Source organism: Savagea serpentis, assembly GCF_015351395.1.
Classification (GTDB): domain Bacteria; phylum Bacillota; class Bacilli; order Bacillales_A; family Planococcaceae; genus Savagea; species Savagea serpentis.
Genome location: NZ_JADKPV010000002.1, coordinates 113850 through 129372, shown reverse-complemented (window position 1 = coordinate 129372; position 15523 = coordinate 113850). Strand labels below are relative to the sequence as shown.

The window sequence follows — 15523 nt, the reverse complement described above, 5'->3', positions numbered from 1 at the left end:
GAAGTCTCACTCCTTTTTCTTACACTGTTGCCCTTTTAAATAATTTGTCGCCTCTTCACGATCACCAAAACTATCTTCTAACTGATCATCAAAATAAACATTCCAAGCGCCTTGTTCTTCTAACAATACGAGTTCATTATCCCGATCATCGACCCACACTTCTTCAACCGGTTCATATGGTGTTGTTAAGAGACGAATCGAGTCAGCAATGACTTGTGTCAGCTCTTCTTCAGAAGCCATACGAATATTGTACAATCCTCGGCTATCCGCTTCATATTGCGGTAAATCACCAACGTATACGAAGCCATTACCATTCGGATGTAAATGTTGTACGACCACTGTTTTATCATATATACTTTCATCTAAATGATAATTTAATCGCTTCAAGGATACTTCTTTCTTCGTAAGATTCGGAAATTCTTCAATCACTTTTTGTTTCTGTTCAAATGTTAACATCATCTACCAACTTTCATTATCGGGTTACCCACTTTATAATAACGATGAGGGCTAAAATTACAGCGATGGCTATGGCAAAAAACCAATCAGGCGTACTGCCTGAACCAAATTCAAACATACGCATCCCCCTTTCTTTACAATTCAGTATACCATGAGACTTGTCATAGTTTCGAGAGGTGAACAATATGTGGAAAACAATTTTTCGAATAACTGTACTCTTATTCATTTTATACTTTACGCGACCTTTGTGGGAAAAGTATACGACAGATTATGTCAATTTAGATTTCTTACACCCTGTCGACGTTAAAGTGGAACAATGGACAGAGCGTGCCAAAACAAGTGAATGGCCTTCTCAAATGTGGGAATCTATTAAACGTAATGCCGGTGATGTGTATGATCGCGTGCGCGGTGTAGTTAAAAAACCTGTATTAGAAGAAGTCGCCACGCCACCAGCAGAGACCCTTCCTGCAAGTATTAATGAAGAAGGAACTTTGTCACTAGGACTCTCTCACGAGACAATCCTAGACGCTTTAGGCGAACCGAAACGTACTTTGCTCAATGAATATCAAACCGTCTGGCACGTATATCATGAAAACTATCATCGTTTTATGCTCATCTCCTACGACCAACAAAATCAAATTGCAGGATTATATACGAACAGCCCAGAGACTCTTTTAAGTGAACCTGTCCATTATGGTGATGCGAGAGAGTCCGTTCGGAAAACATACGGAAAACCATTACATGAAATGACAAAAGGTCGCACTATTTTCGTCTTACAAGAAAATGAGGGATTAGATGTTTTCCAATTAGAAGATCGATACGTCTATGCTTTTTATGATGAGCACCGAAATTATACATTAACCTCCTTGCTTGTCGTAGCGAAAGCTTTAGAAAAACAAAGAGAATCGATGTACGTTTCAAGCAGTCAATCTTTACGCAACAGCTATGAGCAACTATTATTCGAATTAACAAATGCTGTGCGGGTGCGCGAAGGTAAAAGCATTTTACGTTTTCATGACCCTTTAGCTTCTACTGCGAGAAAACATAGTATAGATATGGCGAAAAATAACTACTTTAGCCATACAAATTTACAAGGTGAATCACCGTTTGAAAGAATGCGAAAAGATCGTATTCATTACACACAAGCAGGAGAAAATTTAGCTTATGGACAATTCAGTCCGATTTTCGCTCATGAAGGGTTGATGAATTCTTATGAGCATCGCATGAATACATTAACTCCGAAATATACGACTGCTGGAATCGGTGTTGCCTTTAACGAAGATGAAATCCCCTATTTTACGCAACTATTTTTAAAAGAATGAAAAGACGAGAATTCTTTCTATTCGCTGCTCTGAAAACAGCCTAGAAAGAATTCTCATCTTTTTTATGATTAAGCTAACATTAACTTTTCTAATTCAAGTGGCTCTACGTAACCGTCTTTACCGTAGGCACGCATATTTCCACCAGAAATTTCATCGATGAGCATGAGCGCTCCTGCTGAATCACGACCGAATTCAAGTTTAATATCGTACAACTCGAGTTCACGCTTCGCTAATTCCTCTTTGACGATTCCTGAAATTTGTTTCGTCATTTGTTCTAATTCATCATATTCTTCCGCTGTTAAAAGTCCGAGCATGACGAGTCCGTCTTTTGAAATTGGTGGGTCATTGCGCTCGTCATCTTTTAATGTCACTTCTACGAAAGCATCGAGTGTTTGACCTTCTTCACAATATTGGCCGTAGCGGCGGTAAAAGCTTCCGACTGCACGATAACGACAAATTACTTCGAGTCCATTGCCGAACATCGTCGCTTTTTTTACTGTCATCGTCGACTCTTCAATATTCGAAGATACGAAATGTGTCGCTACTCCGTGTTCCGCCATTTTCTCGAAGAAAAATGTCGTCATACGTAATCCTGATTGACCCATTCCATCGATTGTTAAACCGACTGTGTTCGCTCCCGGATCAAATACACCGTCTGTCCCTGTCACATCATCTTTAAATTTTAAAATGACTGTGTCTCCTTCTCCTTCATACACATCTTTCGTCTTCCCTGCATATAATAAGTTCATCTTCACTCGCGCTCCTTTTTCGACTTTTCTTCAGTATAAGCTATATTTGAAGTGATAAAAAGAGATATCGTTCGGTTTTTATGAACATTTTATAAATTTTAATATGAAATGTGCGTTTTTTCAAAATTAGAAAATTGTCCTCTTTTCAATTTCTCGTAACATGTGCTATGCTGAAATAAGCAAATTGTATAGATTCACACAACCATTAGGGGAATCCTTTATGAAGGACTGAGAGAAAAGTGTAACTTTGATACCCTTATCACCTGAACAAGTTCGAACTTGCGGAGGGAAGTGGCTTATTTTCTGCATGCTTTTTTGAAAATAGACCGTACCTCGATTTTCGAGGTACGGTTTTTTTACGATGAAGTAAAGGAAGGAATTATGATGAAATTAATTGCTGTAACGACAGACACATATAATATTAGTCAATTAGGTGAGACGATTGTCGCCCTTGCACCTTTCGTAGATGAATTTGTCATTCGTGAAAAATCGAAAACTGCCGCCGAGCTTTGTGAGCTGTTTGATTTTATTTTAGAAAATGGAGTAACCTCTGAGCAACTCGTCGTTCATGAACGTGTCGACTTAGCGCATGCTTATCATATTCCGACGGTTCAATTGCCGTATTACAGTATGCCATTACACTATGCGACAACTGCGTTTCCAAACATTCATTTTCGCAAGTCTGTCCATAGTTTAGAAGAAGCGCTCGAAGCGGAACGAGCAGGTGCACATTCCGTCACATTTGGACATCTGTTTGCGACACAAAGTAAACATACACCCCCACGAGGACTAGAAGCGGTAAAAAAAATAAAAAAACAGTTAACGATTCCACTCTATGTCATTGGAGGCATTCAAATACAACATATCGACACATTACGTGACATACAAGTGGACGGCATCGCTGTTATGTCTTCGATCTTCCATGCACCTTCGCCTGTCGACTGTGCAATACAATTTGCGACTACGATTAAAGGAGAGACGAATATGAAATCGATTCAATTAAACGGTCAATTATATGAACTTCCTAAAGCGGTGACAACGATCGAACAACTTATTCAACATTTGCAACTGGAAGAACGTATTTTCGTCGTTGAACATAATGAAGGAATTGTCGATCCAGAAGCTTTTAATACACCTATTTTAGATCGCGACAAAATTGAAATTATTCATTTCGTCGGAGGAGGATAATATGTTAAAAGTCGGAAATCACACATTCCAATCTCGTCTATTTTTAGGTACAGGTAAATATCCATCATTTGAAGTTCAAAAAGAAGCGGTCGCAGTTTCAGAAGCGGAAGTTCTAACATTCGCTGTGCGTCGTATGAATATTTTTGAAGCGAGTCAGCCGAACTTTTTGGAACAACTGGATTTAAAAAAATATACATTACTACCAAACACAGCTGGTGCTAAGACAGCAGAAGAAGCGGTGCGCATTGCAAAACTAGCGAAAGCTTCAGGGCTCTGTGACATGATTAAAGTTGAAATTATCGGGTGCGACCGTTCTCTTTTACCTGACCCAGTAGAGACATTACGCGCAACAGAAATGTTGTTAGCGGAAGGTTTTACTGTTCTTCCTTATACGTCTGACGATGTCGTCTTAGCACGTCGACTAGAAGAACTCGGAGCACATGCCATCATGCCTGGTGCTTCTCCAATTGGCTCAGGTCGGGGCATTTTAAATGAATTGAATTTAAAGTTTATCATCGAACAGTCCCAAGTACCCGTCATTATCGATGCGGGCATCGGTTCACCTGCAGATGCGGCACTCGCAATGGAACTTGGAGCGGACGGTGTTCTTTTAAATACAGCCGTTTCGGGCGCAAAAGATCCTGTAAAAATGGCCGAAGCGATGAAGCTCGCAATCGAAGCAGGACGACTCGGATTTGAAGCAGGACGTATCGAGAAAAAAGATTATGCGGTCGCAAGTAGCCCGATGGAAGGGTTGTTCGTCGAGTGATTCATCGCTATGACCGTCAACAACGATTCGAACCATTCGGTATAATTGGACAAGAAAAATTACGCCGAGCTCGTATTTTCATATTAGGTGCAGGTGCACTCGGATCTGCTTCTAGCGATTTACTCGTACGAGCAGGTGTCGGACACATAACAATTGTCGACCGCGATGTGATCGAGTGGACGAATTTACACCGGCAAACATTGTATACAGAAGACGATGTCATCCAACAAATGCCGAAAGCAATTGCGGCGAAACAACATTTAGAAAAAGTGAATCGCGACGTGACAATCCATGCACATGTTGTGGATATTACGAAACATAATATCGAAGCACTCATCGAAGGACACGACGCTGTCCTCGATGCGACCGATAATTTAGAGACGCGTTTACTTGCGAATGATTGCTGTCATAAGCTCGGTATTCCTTTCTTTATGGGGGCTTGTGTCGGTAGTTATGGACTCACTTTCCCAATCGGTGTGCAAGAAGGAGAACCTTGCCTTCATTGCTTGCTTGAAACACTACCTCCTGAGTCCGCGACTTGTGACACAGTAGGCGTTATCAGTCCGATTGTCACAACTGTCGCTGCAAGGCAGACAGCGCAATTGTTAAAATGGCTGCGAGAAGGAATATTAACACCGAAATTACAATCGACGAACTTATGGACGGATGAACATGCATCGATTCGAGCGACTGCGCTCCGAAAACAAAATTGTCCATGCTGTGGCACACGATCTTATCCATACTTGCATGCAGGACGTGAAACAGACGGTGCGGTATTATGTGGCCGTGAAACGGTACAATTGTTCATGCCTAAACAACGGACGTTAGAACTCAAACAATTACAAACGCTCGGTGAACGACTACAAGCACCAACTGTCGTCAATCCATTTCTCGTTTCGATTGAATGGGAAGAGTATCGAGTCGTCTTTTTTAAAGACCGGCGTATTTTTGTCCACGGGACGAATGATATAGCGAAAGCACGTGCTGTCGTTGCGAATATGATCGGCTAATTTAAAAAACAGCTTGAGCTTATGCTCGAGCTGTTTTTCGTTTAGTTTTTCAATTGTAAAATTAACACTTTTAAATAATCGAATTCACGGAATGAACGAGGCGTTCTAAAATCACTCGGTAAATGAAACTCTTCTACAATTTTATAATTGCGTCCTGCTTTTCGCATACCTTCTTCTACCATCTTTTTAAACTTTTTCATATCTAAGCTCGCCGTGTTTGTTGACGCGATTATTGTCCCTTTACGCGCTGTCACATTCGCTGCGCGTTCGATTAACATGTCATAATCTTTCGACGTGCTGAAACTCATTTTTTTAGAGCGTGCAAAACTCGGTGGATCTAATACGACGACGTCCCATTTCAATTGGTGACGTTCCGCATAATTAAAGTAATTGAACACATCCATGACACGGATTTCTTGCGCTTCAAAATCAATTCCATTAATGCTCATCTGTTCGATTGTTTTCGCTTCACTACGTTTTGCTAAATCGACGCTTGTCGTACTTTTCGCGCCCCCTAACATCGCAGCTACTGAAAATGCTCCAGTGTATGAGAACGTGTTTAAAACGGTTTGCCCTTCCGCAAGCTCGTCGCGTAAATAACGGCGTACTTCTCGTTGATCTAAGAAAACGCCCGTCATCGGTCCGTCATTTAAATCAATCGCATATTGAATGCCATCTTGCTTCACCATTTGAGGGAATGTTGTCGTTTCACCCATGACGAAATCGTCTTGTTCAATATATTCGCCTCCGCGGTCAAAGCGTTTCTTTTCATAAACTGAACGCGGTTGAACGACTTTCATTAACACATCATAGATGACGCGACGGAATGAATAAGCCCCTTCGCTATACCATTGCAACAATAACTGATCGTTATATAAGTCTATCGTTAATCCGCCGAAATGATCGCCTTCGCCATTCATAATGCGATAAGCATTCGTATTCGGATCATCGTGTAAGTCTTGGCGCAACTGATACGATTTTTTTAATAATTTCATAAAATAAGCACGGTCTAATTGAGTGACTGGATCTTTTGATACGATCCAACCAATTCCTTTATTTTGTACTCCATAATAAGCGGTTCCGTAATAAGTGCCTTGCGCACCTACTAAATCGAAGAGTTCCCCTTCTTGTAATTCAGGTAATCTCTCAATATAATCTTGAAGTATGAGCGGATATCCTTTTTGGAATCGCTTCTCTTCTGACATGCGGAGACGTACTTGTTGATTCGTCATCTAACTCTCTCCTTCACGCAATACATTGCGTTTTCTTCACTGCTCGTAATCCTTTTAAGTAAGCTTCTATTGTACCACAATATTCACGTTTAAACGAAGGGACGTGACAAAAGTGTTGCGGTTGTACGAAGAGTGGTTTCACTTCGAATAATCGAGAGCCCCCTTCTTCAAATACTGTGGCGACAAATTGTGAACAAAAATAAGCATTTTTTCGTTCAATCTCAATATTGAATGCAACACCGAACAAGCCGATGAAATTGTAGCGATAATGCGGAGCGTTTTGTTCAAAATAACGAATTTTCTCACGCATTGTATAATATTGTTCTTCAGATACTTCAACAGAATAAATTAAACATTGTGCTCTTTGTAATAGTTTATGTGTTGTATCTTCTTTTACGAAACCACCGATAAAAGGATTATACATTTGCTTACGCCCGAAACTGTACATCTCTTGTAGTTCGGAATCGAAAGCAATCGAAATATGATTGTATGTAGAGCGAGTGTAATAACGAATTGCGCGCGATAACATCGTATTCGTATTCGTGAGCACAATATAAATCGTTCGACTATTCATCCTAATCACTCCTTTATGTTCATGAAAAAAGACATTCTACGAGATTCATAGAATGTCTTCGCTCTTTTCTCGTCTAACTGTATACGTTCCTACGAGAAAAAAGTTTCTTATTTTATTGAAGTTGGTGACAATTTCGCGCGACGATTCCCTTGACTAGCGTAAATGAGTGCATAAGGAAGGACAATTGTCGCAATCGCTGCTAAACCTAATCCGAAGCCTTCTGCTGTTAAATGTCCTGTTGCCCACCCTAAACTCGTGCCGAACAAAATTCCAGTGACAATTGCTAAACTAATTAAACGAATCATGTTGACCACTCCTTATCCGATTTGTTTCCTTACACTCATCTTAATTGATAAGGATTATCAATGTCAACTGTTATTGTAAAAGAAATGTTTGAAACTTTCAATTAATGGATACGTATACAACATATATTCGTTTAAGGAGGAAAAGAGATGACATATTATTCAATTCCGAATGTCATCGTTTTTTCAAACACGAAGGTTGTACCGATAACGAAAGGATCCGATGAAATCGTCGGGCATCTCACTCGCCCAAAACAAACTCCTTTCGAAAGGCATGCTTCTTTTCGCTTCGAACGTTTCGATCAAACGGTGGCTCGAACAATTGGTATTTTGGAGAACGGTTGGAAACGTTTATGGATCACGGAATATGGCATTCAAACTGCGAAACAACAAGTCTATTTAAAAGAAAAAGCAGGTCATCATTTACTTTATTTCTGTATAGAAGGACGACTAGGAAGCGACACGATCCAAATCTCTGAAAATTGGTCTGGACAATTAGATGTCACGTTTAATCAAACGAAAATCGCTTATATTGAACTAAGCCATAATAAACAACATATTATTTTTCATTTTCATCAACTAATTAATGAAAATCATCCATTCTTTGCATTTATTTTATGCGCCCCTTATTTTTATCGCATTTATAAAAAAGAACATGACTTTATGGAAGAATGGGTAGAGGAAATTACTTCCTCTTGATTACTATACAAATAAAACACGTTCACAGTCTCGTAGACGATGAACGTGTTTTATTTAATTATTTTTTCTTTCTTCTTCCGATGAGATTTCCAAGAACAAATGCTCCTGCAACTGTAGCGAGAATCGTATTCGTTTTTTTATTAAATACTTTTTTCGTAATATTTTGTGGACGTTCTGCTAAACGATTCATAAAATAGCTATACCACTCTTCACCATATGGAACATAAACTGAACAAGGATATCCTTCTCCTACAAGCTGCTCTTGAAGTTCTTCATCAAATCCATAAAGAAGTTGGAATTCAAAAGCATCGAAAGGAATCTCTTGTTCCTGTACAAATCGCTTTACCTCTTCAATAATATCCCGATCATGCGTCGCAATTGAAGTGAAGATACCATTTTGTAACTGTTCTAACAATAATTTTTTATAATTATCATGAATTTCTTCTTTCGTTTGATAAGCGACCGAAATCGGTTCATCATATGCCCCTTTAACAAGTCGTATCGGAACATCTTTATACTTTTTAATATCTTCTTCCGCACGATAAAAATATGCTTGAATGACTGTTCCTACATTATCATACGCTTCTTTTAACTGTTCTAACATGCGAAAGGACGGTTGGACATGCCCGTAATCTTCCATTTCAATCGTCACTTGAACATCATAAGCATACGCTTCCGCAACAATTTCTTTTACATTTTCATAACAAAATTCAAAATCGATATCGAGACCGAGCTGTGTTAATTGTAATGTAATCGTGGCATCAAGCGCTTTTTCTTGAATAAGGTGGATGAGCTGAATATATTGTTCTTTCACTTCAAGCGCTCCAGCCTTCTCATACAATCCATCGCCTAAATAAACAATCGATGTACGTACTCCTGCGTAATTTAATTTTTGGATAACTGGTATTAATTCTGTCAGCGTTGTGCCTGCCGTAATAGCACGCGCTCCAATTTTAGTGCCCCAACGTTTCGCATTTTCATTCAGCCATTCATTTTCAGCTAAGTATGTTACAACATCTTTTCCTACACTCATGCATTACTCCTCCATTATTTTTCTTATCGTTCATTCTTATCTCTATTCATAATAACCGATATTCAAAAACTTGTATATGTACGATATTTTAATAAAAAAATAAAAGAGCTAGTTCCAACTCCATTTTTCATGAGCTGAAACTAGCTTTTCCATTCTACTCTTTTGTCGCTGGAGCGTGACGGTGAACGACTTCGAATTTTGTTAACTTCGCACCAAGCATTGGGCTGTCTTCCTCTTGCTTTTTTGCGGTTGGACTTTCATCATGCATTTTGCGTGTCGCACGGCTATTCGCCCAATTTTGAAAAGCGTCCTCACTTTCCCATGTCGTACATACTTTAATTTCGTCATACTCTTCTTCATTTAAACTTTTTAATACTTCCATCCAGACGAACCCTTCATACGTATGAACGGCTTTCGGTTGTGCGAAGCGCGCAAGCACCTCATCTGCACGTCCTTTTTTTATTTTAATTGTGTTTACTGCCATAATCATCATAAATCTCCTCCTTTCTTGTCATTATGCCACAAAATTTCAAACAATCGTTACATTCTGTTTGTTACGTGAACGCACATCGTGCCGTCATTTTAGATGGCGTAAAAAATGTCGTTCCCGCTTCTTCATAAATCGAAGCGTCAATTTCAAAAATGTTTTGGAACATTTCTCGACATAGGACGCATTGAGGCGTACCATCGTATTGAATTTTTCCTTTTTTCATGACGATGAGACGATCGCTGTAACGCGCCGCTTGGTTAATGTCATGCAACACCATCACGATGGTCATGCCGAATTGTTCATTCAATTCTTTCACAAGTTCCATGACTTCTAACTGATGTGAAATATCAAGATACGTCGTCGGTTCATCTAAAAATAACACTTTCGGACGCTGAGCAACCGCCATCGCTATCCAAGCACGTTGACGTTCACCGCCTGATAATGAAGGAAGTACACGATCTCGGTAATGAGTTAAATTCGTCACTTCCAATGCCCATTCAATGATATCGTAATCTTCTTCTCCCATACGCCCATAACTTTTCACGTGAGGACTACGCCCAAACTCAATTAATTCACCGACCGTTAAATCAAGTTGATGGTCATTCATTTGCGGAAGCATCGCTAATTGTTGGGCGAGTTTTTTTCGTTCCATAGAGTGGATCGACTGCCCTTCTAATAAAACTGTCCCTGCATCTGGCTTTAATAGACGAGCTATTAAACGCAATAATGTTGACTTTCCAGAACCATTTGGACCGATTAAACTAATAATTTCACCTTTTTCAATCGTTAAATCAATCGCATCAATTTCAAAACTAGAAGAATGTTGAAATTGTAAATTAGTTGTTTTGAGCAATAGGACCTCTTCCTTTCTGAATGATATATAAGAAAAATGGGCCGCCTAAAAAGGCGAGTAAAATACCGACGGGTAATTCAAGCGGTGCAAATGCTGTTCTTGCGACCATGTCGGCAATGACGACGAGCACTCCCCCACCGAGTGCAGAAGCAGGTAATAAATATCGATAGTCTCCTCCGATCATCATTCGTAAAATATGCGGGGCAACGAGTCCGACAAAACCGATTAAACCTGCCACACTGACTGCTATTCCAGCGAGTAATGTACTTAAGACGATGAGTAAAAAACGGCTTCGTTCGACATTGTGGCCAAGCAATTGAGCCATTTCATCACCAAGGCGTAAAATTCGAATATGTCGAATAAAAAATAGAGATAAAATAAGGGCAATTGTGGCATACGGGGCTATCATTTTAAATTGCACCCAGCCGACGCCTGCGATTCCTCCGCTTAACCATGGAAGTGCCGCTTGAACACGATCGCTATACAACAACATAAGTGCACTTAAAAAAGCACCTAAAATCGCATTAATGGCAACACCGACCAAAATAATACGTACGGGCGATGTTCCTGATTTCCATGACATTGCATAAATAATCATCGCTGTAATAAAGGCTCCCATGAAAGCTGCAAATGGTAATAAAGCGATATAAGCCGGCATCACAATCATAATGAATGTAGCAGCAAGCCCCGCTCCAGATGTAACACCGATAATGCCAGGATCCGCGAGAGGATTACGCATAACTCCTTGTAAAATGGCACCTGCAACAGCTAAACACATCCCGACAATCGCACCGATGAGCATACGTGGCACTCGCAATTCCCATACGATACGACGAGCAAGAGTATCTTCTTCCGAAATTAAACTTTGCCACACTTCTGAAATTGAAAACGAAACAGGACCAATCATTAAACTCATAATTCCACCTGCGATCAGGATGGTGACTAAACTGATTATCGTCCATTTTCTTTTAGTAGCATAAGGATGTTCATGCCTTTTATGCTTCGTTGCAACTGGTACTGAAAGGTCCATCTCACTGAACCTCTTGCAGTTGATTTTTCATTTCTTCTAAAGCGTCGACAATTTTCGTACCTGGATTCGTTCCGAATAAATGAGAAGGTAATACCGTAACATTTCCTGCTTTTACAGCATCTAAGTTTTTCCACGCAGGATTTTTCATCATTTCATTTTCAAAAGCATCACGAACAGCTTCTGGATCTCCATGTGTAATAAGCATAACCGCTTCTGGATTGCGCTCGATAATTTTTTCAACGCTTAAACTTGCATACTGTGGATATTGATCTTCTTTCGTAAAATCAGCAGCGATATTTTCCCCACCTACTTTTTCTAAAATATCTCCAGAAAGGGAGGTTGGCAATGCCGCTAAATACGTACCTGGCGCACCATATACGAGCAAAGTACGAATCGGCTTTGCCTTCTCTATCGCTGCGATATCCGCATCAATTTGATCGATGATTTTTTGTGCCTCTTCCACTTTATTCAACATAACCCCGTAATTTTTTAATGTTGTTTGAATGTCTGCTACACTATTCGCTTCCGTATAGATGACTTTCATCCCTTGATTTTGCAAATTGTTCGCATATTGTTGAAAACTTGGTGGAACGATTAAAACATCTGGATTTGCTTCCGCAATTTTTTCGAAGTTCGGATTGTGTGGATTTCCTAATTCATGTGCTTCTTCCGTACCTGGAATAGCAGGTCCATGAGTTGTCGGCCTTCCGACAACATTCGCTCCTAATGCAATGAGCATTTCGATTTCTCCTGGATTTAAAGCTGCGAATGATTCCGGTGTTTTTTCAAACGTGATTTCGTTTCCTAACGCATCTATTATCGCATTCGTTTGCTCGATTTCTACTGTTGCATCTTCTTTCTCTTGCTTCGATACATCTGAACTTTCAGCACTGCACCCTACGATGATGAATACAGTCAATAAAGCGAACGTTAGCATTAAACGATTCCATTTCATAATTCCCTCTCCTTTGCGAGCTCTTTTCTTTATTGTCCATATTAATTGATAATCGTTATCACTGTACATTACATTTTCCACTGTAATTTTTCTAACATTCGGGAGGAAATACATTTTAAGAATGAAAAAAGACGCCCTACTGGACGCCTTTTACCCTTTATACTGCTGCATTGCATCACGCATAAATTGCGCTACTCCATCTCCTAATTGATCGAGATTCGCTTTAAATCGCTCATCTTGTACATACATCTCTCCGAGTGCATGAAATGTCGAGAGTGGATAATCACCGAGCGTGTTTAATAATTCATACCACTCCTTCGTCACCGCTTGCGCTTCTTCTCCTTGTGGCTCCGTTCCAACGAGGGACGCATAACGTTTAAAAATCGTTTGCATCTGTTCTTTCACTTCTTGTTCGCGTCCTGCCACAGACTGGCGGGCCCAATCGACTGCGCTTTTCCCCCATTTTTGTTCTGCTTCTTCTCGGTACGGGTCGTCATTAAAATTCATTCCTTCAAAACGTTCTTCATTTGTCATCGTATTCTCTCCTTCATATGTTCGAATCGTTTTTTCAATCGTCGCAATTAACTCATCATACGCATCGCGTTGCTTGATTAATTTCTCGCGCTGTTTTTGTAACGTTTCTAACTCATTTTGTTCTTCATTTAACAATCGTTGAATTTGTTCGAGTGGCATGTGAAGCGCTCGGTAAAATAAAATTCTTTGCAGACGTTCGATATGTTTATCATCATAATGGCGATATCCATTCGCTAAACGATTCGGACGAAGCAAACCGATCTCGTCGTAATGATGCAATGTGCGCACGCTCACATTCGCTAATGCCGCTACTTGTTGAATATACATCATGTTCTCCTTTCTATTATACTGTAAAGGATGACGTAGCGTGAACGTCAACCGTTTTGTTCAAAAGTTTTCACGTGAAACATATGCGATGAATCTTTTATCATCGTTCAAACGTATAGAAGATAACGAAGAAAAGGAGGTTGAAACTGCAATCGAAAATGTTATCAAATGTAATCATATATTGTAACATGTATTCATGGAAAAGATTTATAAGCCACAAGAATTTGCTTCTATGCTCGGTGTGGCAGTTGTTACACTTCTGAGATGGGACAGGGAAGGAAAATTAATTGCTTATCGAAACCCTAAAGGAAGGAGATATTATACACATACTCAATATGAAGAGTATATGGGAATTCGTGAAAATAAAGTAGGTAAGACAATTATTTATGCCAGAGTCTCAAATAGAGGGAAAAAAGATGATTTAGAGAATCAAATTGAATTTTTGAAAACATTTGCAAATGCAAGAGGTATGATTGTAGACGAAGTAATGACTGATATTGGCAGTGGTTTGAATTATAACCGAAAAAAATGGAATGAATTGATTGAATTAGCACAACAAAAAGAGGTTCATCAGATTATTATTTCTCATAAAGATCGCTTTGTTCGTTTTGGTTACGAGTGGTTTGAGCAGTTTTTAAAGAAAAATGGTGTGAAAGTCATTGTGGTGAATAACGAAAAACTTTCTCCACAAGAAGAACTTGTTCAAGACTTGATTTCAATTATTCACGTGTTTTCTTCCCGAATTGATGGATTAAGAAAATACAAGAAGAAAATCAAGGACGATGATGAGCTATGAAAAGAGCATTTAAAACAGAAATCATGCTCACAGATACGCAACGTCAAAAACTCAATCAAACAATCGGCACGTGTCGATACGTTTATAATCTATACGTTGCGACAGCACAAAACCACTATAAAGAAACAGGTAGCCACTTATCAGGCTATGATTTTTCAAAATGGTTAAACAATGTGTACGTAAAAGAGAAAGACATTTGGATTAAAGACGTATCGAGTAAAGCGGTAAAGCAAGCGATTATGAATGGTGACCGTGCATTTAAAAACTTTTTCAAAGGCTTGGCGAAATTCCCGCGCTTTAAGAAGAAAAAGGACCAGCACGTCAAAGCGTATTTTCCGAAAAACAACAAAACGGATTTACTGGTCGAGCGCCATCGTATCAAGGTTCCGACGCTCGGCTGGGTGCGTTTAAAAGAATATGGTTATATTCCATATGACGCGGTTGTAAAAAGCTGTACGATTTCACAAAAAGCAGATCGTTACTACATCTCGGTGCTTTGTGAAATGGCATCACGACAAGCTGAACACTTGCCCGAAATGAACGGCATCGGTGTAGATGTTGGATTGAAGCAGTTTGCGGTATGCAGTCATCATAGAGACTATGAAAACATTAATAAAACGTCAAAAATTAAAAAGCTTGAAAAGCGTATGAAACGACAGCAGCGCAAGCTTAGTCGTAGCTATGAACAAAATAAAAATCGAAAGAGAGGTGAATTCTGCGCTAAAAACAGGCAGAAGCAAATCCTACGTTTGCAGAAACTGCATGCTAGATTGACGAATATTCGAAAAGAATACGTTCGCTTCGTTGTGAATCAACTGGTGAAAGCCAAACCAGCGTATATAACAATTGAAGATTTAAACGTCAAAGGCATGATGAAAAATCGCCATTTAGCAAAAGCCATCACACAGCAAAACTTCTTTTATTTTAAAGAATATTTGCTTGTAAAGTGTATCGAATATGGGATCGAGCTGAGACAAGTAAGCCGCTTTTACCCATCCTCGAAATTATGTTCGTGCTGTGGGGCTAAAAAGTCGAATCTCAGCTTATCAGAGCGTACATTTGTATGTGATGAGTGTGGCATCGAAATCGACCGCGACTTTAACGCCAGTTTAAATCTAAAATATGCAACAGAATACAAAGTATTAACATAACTAATCTTTGTATATGTACGGTGGGCTACATCGGAATTGACGCTTGTGGAGTG

At 39.5% G+C, this 15523-nt stretch carries 18 protein-coding genes and 1 riboswitch; of the genes, 7 read left to right on the top strand and 11 right to left on the bottom strand.

Annotation, left to right across the window (positions count from 1 at the left end):
* Positions 1-6: 6 nt before the first annotated feature.
* Entirely contained in the window at positions 7-456 is a 450-nt protein-coding gene (locus tag IRY55_RS06760; protein ID WP_194562664.1) for a hypothetical protein, read from the bottom strand.
* 185 nt (positions 457-641) lie between these two features.
* Between IRY55_RS06760 and IRY55_RS06755 the strand changes: the two genes are divergently transcribed.
* The gene (locus IRY55_RS06755) at positions 642-1778 is read left to right on the top strand and encodes a CAP domain-containing protein (protein ID WP_194562542.1); all 1137 of its coding nucleotides are present in this window, start codon (positions 642-644) and stop codon (positions 1776-1778) included.
* Between the two features lie 68 nt (positions 1779-1846).
* On the opposite strand, the gene IRY55_RS06750 is transcribed toward IRY55_RS06755, so the two are convergent.
* Positions 1847-2527, bottom strand: a complete 681-nt coding sequence (locus IRY55_RS06750; protein WP_194562541.1) for a phosphoribosylaminoimidazolesuccinocarboxamide synthase — start codon at positions 2525-2527, stop codon at positions 1847-1849.
* Between the two features lie 197 nt (positions 2528-2724).
* Positions 2725-2834, top strand: a riboswitch (TPP riboswitch).
* 74 nt (positions 2835-2908) lie between these two features.
* On the opposite strand from IRY55_RS06750, the gene thiS reads away from it, so the two are divergent.
* From thiS to IRY55_RS06735, 3 genes are read left to right on the top strand one after another with little or no spacing between them, the layout of a single operon-like run.
* Complete coding sequence (gene thiS / locus IRY55_RS06745) at positions 2909-3715, top strand: sulfur carrier protein ThiS (protein ID WP_194562540.1); 807 nt, start codon at positions 2909-2911, stop codon at positions 3713-3715.
* Position 3716: 1 nt separating this feature from the next.
* Positions 3717-4484, top strand: coding sequence for a thiazole synthase (locus IRY55_RS06740; protein ID WP_194562539.1), 768 nt, complete (start codon positions 3717-3719; stop codon positions 4482-4484).
* Entirely contained in the window at positions 4481-5494 is a 1014-nt protein-coding gene (locus IRY55_RS06735) for a ThiF family adenylyltransferase (protein ID WP_194562538.1), read from the top strand. Before IRY55_RS06740 ends, IRY55_RS06735 begins: the two co-directional genes overlap by 4 nt.
* Positions 5495-5535: 41 nt before the next feature.
* Here IRY55_RS06735 and IRY55_RS06730 read toward each other — a convergent pair whose 3' ends face one another.
* The 3 genes from IRY55_RS06730 to IRY55_RS06720 form a co-directional block, all read right to left on the bottom strand.
* On the bottom strand, positions 5536-6726 hold the full coding sequence (locus IRY55_RS06730) for a class I SAM-dependent rRNA methyltransferase (protein WP_194562537.1): 1191 nt from the start codon (positions 6724-6726) through the stop codon (positions 5536-5538).
* Positions 6727-6739: 13 nt separating this feature from the next.
* Complete coding sequence (locus IRY55_RS06725; protein WP_213086674.1) at positions 6740-7300, bottom strand: C40 family peptidase; 561 nt, start codon at positions 7298-7300, stop codon at positions 6740-6742.
* Positions 7301-7407: 107 nt separating this feature from the next.
* Complete coding sequence (locus tag IRY55_RS06720) at positions 7408-7605, bottom strand: hypothetical protein (protein WP_194562536.1); 198 nt, start codon at positions 7603-7605, stop codon at positions 7408-7410.
* 147 nt (positions 7606-7752) lie between these two features.
* On the opposite strand from IRY55_RS06720, the gene IRY55_RS06715 reads away from it, so the two are divergent.
* Positions 7753-8301, top strand: a complete 549-nt coding sequence (locus tag IRY55_RS06715; RefSeq protein ID WP_194562535.1) for a hypothetical protein — start codon at positions 7753-7755, stop codon at positions 8299-8301.
* A 58-nt stretch (positions 8302-8359) separates the two neighbouring features.
* On the opposite strand, the gene IRY55_RS06710 is transcribed toward IRY55_RS06715, so the two are convergent.
* From IRY55_RS06710 to IRY55_RS06685, 6 genes are all read right to left on the bottom strand, one after another.
* A complete protein-coding gene (locus IRY55_RS06710; protein WP_194562534.1) occupies positions 8360-9334 on the bottom strand; it encodes a proline dehydrogenase family protein in 975 nt (324 codons plus the stop codon).
* A 154-nt stretch (positions 9335-9488) separates the two neighbouring features.
* Entirely contained in the window at positions 9489-9824 is a 336-nt protein-coding gene (locus IRY55_RS06705) for an antibiotic biosynthesis monooxygenase (RefSeq protein WP_194562533.1), read from the bottom strand.
* A gap of 64 nt (positions 9825-9888) precedes the next feature.
* On the bottom strand, positions 9889-10677 hold the full coding sequence (locus IRY55_RS06700; protein WP_213086673.1) for an ABC transporter ATP-binding protein: 789 nt from the start codon (positions 10675-10677) through the stop codon (positions 9889-9891).
* Entirely contained in the window at positions 10661-11707 is a 1047-nt protein-coding gene (locus IRY55_RS06695) for a FecCD family ABC transporter permease (protein WP_194562532.1), read from the bottom strand. Before IRY55_RS06695 ends, IRY55_RS06700 begins: the two co-directional genes overlap by 17 nt.
* Before the next feature lies 1 nt (position 11708).
* Positions 11709-12662 (bottom strand): ABC transporter substrate-binding protein, encoded by a 954-nt coding sequence (locus tag IRY55_RS06690; protein ID WP_194562531.1) that lies wholly within the window; start codon positions 12660-12662, stop codon positions 11709-11711.
* A gap of 150 nt (positions 12663-12812) precedes the next feature.
* Complete coding sequence (locus tag IRY55_RS06685) at positions 12813-13523, bottom strand: MerR family transcriptional regulator (protein ID WP_194562530.1); 711 nt, start codon at positions 13521-13523, stop codon at positions 12813-12815.
* A gap of 196 nt (positions 13524-13719) precedes the next feature.
* On the opposite strand from IRY55_RS06685, the gene IRY55_RS06680 reads away from it, so the two are divergent.
* A complete protein-coding gene (locus tag IRY55_RS06680; RefSeq protein WP_194562529.1) occupies positions 13720-14319 on the top strand; it encodes an IS607 family transposase in 600 nt (199 codons plus the stop codon).
* Positions 14316-15470: an RNA-guided endonuclease InsQ/TnpB family protein gene (locus IRY55_RS06675; RefSeq protein WP_194562528.1), complete on the top strand. Its 1155-nt coding sequence runs from the start codon at positions 14316-14318 to the stop codon at positions 15468-15470. The genes IRY55_RS06680 and IRY55_RS06675 overlap by 4 nt, the downstream gene beginning before the upstream one ends.
* Positions 15471-15523: the final 53 nt, after the last annotated feature.